Source organism: Mesorhizobium sp. M7A.F.Ca.US.014.04.1.1 (assembly GCF_003998745.1).
Lineage (GTDB): Bacteria > Pseudomonadota > Alphaproteobacteria > Rhizobiales > Rhizobiaceae > Mesorhizobium > Mesorhizobium ciceri.
Map to the genome: position 1 here is coordinate 1 of NZ_RZRW01000600.1, position 3,382 is coordinate 3,382.

Annotated in this window: 4 protein-coding genes; 1 reads left to right on the forward strand and 3 read right to left on the reverse strand. The window is 63.3% G+C overall.

Annotated features, from left to right (window positions below):
- From EOA22_RS28335 to EOA22_RS37790, 3 genes are all read right to left on the reverse strand, one after another.
- Positions 1-791, reverse strand: a 791-nt coding sequence (locus EOA22_RS28335; protein ID WP_164755908.1) for an amidohydrolase, incomplete at its 3' end; no start/stop codon positions are given.
- Complete coding sequence (locus EOA22_RS28340) at positions 778-1,956, reverse strand: M24 family metallopeptidase (protein WP_063170211.1); 1,179 nt, start codon at positions 1,954-1,956, stop codon at positions 778-780. The genes EOA22_RS28335 and EOA22_RS28340, both read right to left, overlap by 14 nt.
- A gap of 38 nt (positions 1,957-1,994) precedes the next feature.
- Positions 1,995-2,150, reverse strand: coding sequence for a hypothetical protein (locus tag EOA22_RS37790; protein ID WP_164752000.1), 156 nt, complete (start codon positions 2,148-2,150; stop codon positions 1,995-1,997).
- A 27-nt stretch (positions 2,151-2,177) separates the two neighbouring features.
- Between EOA22_RS37790 and EOA22_RS28350 the strand changes: the two genes are divergently transcribed.
- Positions 2,178-3,344 (forward strand): ROK family transcriptional regulator, encoded by a 1,167-nt coding sequence (locus EOA22_RS28350; RefSeq protein ID WP_063167798.1) that lies wholly within the window; start codon positions 2,178-2,180, stop codon positions 3,342-3,344.
- Positions 3,345-3,382: the final 38 nt, after the last annotated feature.

Below are 3,382 nucleotides of genomic sequence, written 5' to 3' on the forward strand. Positions count from 1 at the left end.
GTGACATTGTAGGCGTTGCCGCCATTGATGGCAGTCACGGAAATCACCAGCGGATCGTACGGATCGGTCTCGCGCGAAACGATCTTCTGCAATTCGCTCACCAGGGAGCAAGCCACGGCCAACGCATCGACGCCTTCATGCGGTTTTGCCGCGTGTGCCGCCGAGCCGATGACGGCCACATCGAACGTGTCACAGGCCAGAGTGTAGGGACCGGAGCCGACGGCGATCTTGCCGGTCGGTGTGTACGGATCGACGTGGACGCAGATGGCGGCGTCGATGTCGTCGAGAAGCCCCTCTTCCACCACCCGCTTGCCGCCCGACGGTTCGTCCTCCTCCGCCGGCTGGAAGATCAGGCGAACGGTACCGCCAAAACTGTCCCGCGACTGGTGAAGATGCGCGGCCACCGCGAAAGCCATCGATGCATGGGCGTCGTGACCGCAGGCATGCATCACACCTGGATTCGTCGATGCATAATCGACGCCGGACTCCTCCTCGATCGGCAAGGCATCGATGTCGGCGCGAATGGCGATCTTTCGATTTGACGGCCTGCCGGCGCCGACAATATCGACGGCAAGGCCAAAGCCGGCGACGTCGCGAATGTCGACGATTCCCTGATCCACCAGCATCTGCCTGAGGTAACGCTGCGTGCCGGCCTCCTGGTTCGAAAGCTCGGGATTGCGGTGCAGATGGCGACGGACCTCGATCATCCGGTCGAGAATTCCGGCGTCGATATCGGTCGTCACGGTTTTCGCAACACCACCCGCCGTGGCCGAACCCTCAGGATTTGACATGGATCTCTCGCGGGAACTTCGTCAGGGTCTCGTGGCCGGTTTCGGTGACCAGGATGGTCTCGCTGACCTCGATGCCCCAGCCGTCCATCCACATGCCAAGGATGGAATGAACGACGTTGCCCGGTTCAAGCACCGTCTTGTCGCCCGGCCTGAGGCTGATCGTGTGTTCGCCCCAATCCGGCGGATAGGCGACGCCGATGGAGTAGCCGATGCGCGATTCCTTCTTCAGTCCGTAGCGCTGGATGACCTTGCGCCAGGCAGCTTCGACCGCTTCGGCAGTCGTTCCCGGCCTGACCGCGTTGAGCACCGCGTCCATGCCCTCGATCACCGCTTTGGCGGTATCCGAGACATTTGTCGGCGTCTTGCCAAGCTGCATGGTCCTGGCGAGGCCGGCGGCATAGCGGCGGCAAACGCCGGCAAGTTCCAGCGCAATCGTCTCGTTTTCTCCAAACCGCCTGTCGCTCCACATGATGTGCGGCGCCGAGGCATTCTCGCCACCGAGGATTGTCGGCGGAAGCGCTGTGATGTCGCCGGCAAAATCCGGGCTGCCCGCGATCTGCGCCGCCTGGATGGCGGCGATGGCGTCGCATTCGCGAACGCCCGGCGCGATCACCTCGAAGGCTCGCGTGACGGCAGCTTCGGCGAGCGTCGATGCCTTGCGCAAATAGGCGATCTCCGGCGCCGATTTGACCGCCCGGATCCAGTTCACCAGCAGGTCGGCATCGTGCCATTTTGCATTGGGAAGTCCGGCGACAAGCCGGGCGTGCGCCTTGGGGGAGAAATAATAGGCTTCGAGTTCGATGCCGATATGGCGACTCCCCCAGCTCTTGGCGACAATCCAGTTCGCAATCCAGTCCATGGGATGGCGATCGCCTCGCTGGACATGGTCTTCCGGAAAGCCGACCACGTTTTCCGGTTTCATCCAGGCTGTCAGAAGACCGCCGGCCGCATCCATGGCGCGCCCGATCCAGACCGGCTCGACCTCCTCGATTGGAACCAGCACCATTTGCGGCGTGTAGAACGACCAGCCGTCATAACCGGTGATGTAATGCTGGTTGGCAACGTCGTTGACGACAAGAAGCTCGAGACCGCGCTTGGCCATCTCGGTGCGGATCTTGCGAAGCCGCTGTCGGTACTCGTCGCGGGCAAACGGCAATTCGATCATCTTTGCTCCTGCTTTGTCATCAACGGTCGCGGGTTCGCTCACCATTGAAGAGGTTTCGCCATGGCGGCAATCGGCCAGGGCGGCGTGTGGGCAGGTCCTGAATCGGGTACGTCCATACCCGGCCTTCCCAAGATTTGTGTTTCATTATCATTTATTTTTGAATTCCATTTGACTGAATAAATAAGCGGTGCCAAGCTATCCTCTCCTAAGGGGCGCAAGGCATGGCACTGCGGGGGACCAATCAGGAGTTCGGGCGGCCATACAACCGGCGCATCGTGCTTGAGTCCATCCGCCTGCACGGGCCGATCGCGCGCGGCGAGATCGCCCGGCGCGTCGGCCTCACCGTCCAGACGGTATCGACCATCGTTCGCGAACTGGAAGATCAGGACTACATCCTGTCGCTGCGCGAAGAGCCGAGGGGGCGCGGCCTGCCGCCGGCGACGCTCCGGATCAACCCCGAGGGCGGCTATGCCGTGGGTATCCACATCACTCCGCTTGGTATCAGCGCCGCCTTGATCAATCTGAGCGGCGACGTGATCGAGAGCATCTACCGCGAAGCGCCGAACGCGACGCCGGACCGCGCCTTCGAGTTGATCGGGGCGATGGTGGTGGAATTGACCCGGCTGCGGGCTGGCGGACGGGTGCTGGGGGTCGGCATGGCCCTGCCCGGCCCATTCGACGTGGAGTCCATGAGTTTCGTGGGGCCGACCACCATGACCGGCTGGAAGGATGTCGCGCTGCGCGAACGGCTGGCGGCCTCCACCGGATTGCCGGCCTTCTTTGAAACCGATATGGCCGCGGCCGCCATGGGCGAGCGCCTTTATGGCCTCGGCGCCCAGTTTTCCGAATATTACTATCTCTATTTCGGCGTCGGCCTTGGCGGCGTCATGGTTCATGACGGCAGCGCCTTGCGCGGCGCCTGGGGAAATGCCGGCGAGATCGGACACATTCCCGTCATTCCCGGCGGCGAGGCCTGCCCGTGCGGCAACAGCGGCTGCCTCGAAAGATATTTGTCGCTCGAGGCGCTCCGGCGCTGGAACGGCAGCGAGGCCGACTGGGTGGCCGAAGTCGCACCGATCTTTCACAACGCCGTCGCCGTCATCGAGAACCTGTTCGACCCGGAGACGGTCATCCTCGGCGGGCTGGCATCCACCGACCTGCTCGAAATGCTGGCTGGTTCGGCCGCAGGCCTGCACAACTCCGTCTCGGCCCGCAAGGACCGCACGACGCCCAGGGTCGTGGTCGCGCGCGGCGGACAGCATTCCGTGCTGCGCGGCGCCGCCGCCCTGGCGGTTTCCGGGGTTCTGTCACCTCGCTTCGGGCAGATGTTCGCGGCCGAACGCGAACGCGAGCGCGACCTTCTCAAAGGCAGGGAGATTGCGGCATGAGTGAACCCCTGCTGGTGCTCGACAACGTCACCAAGAAC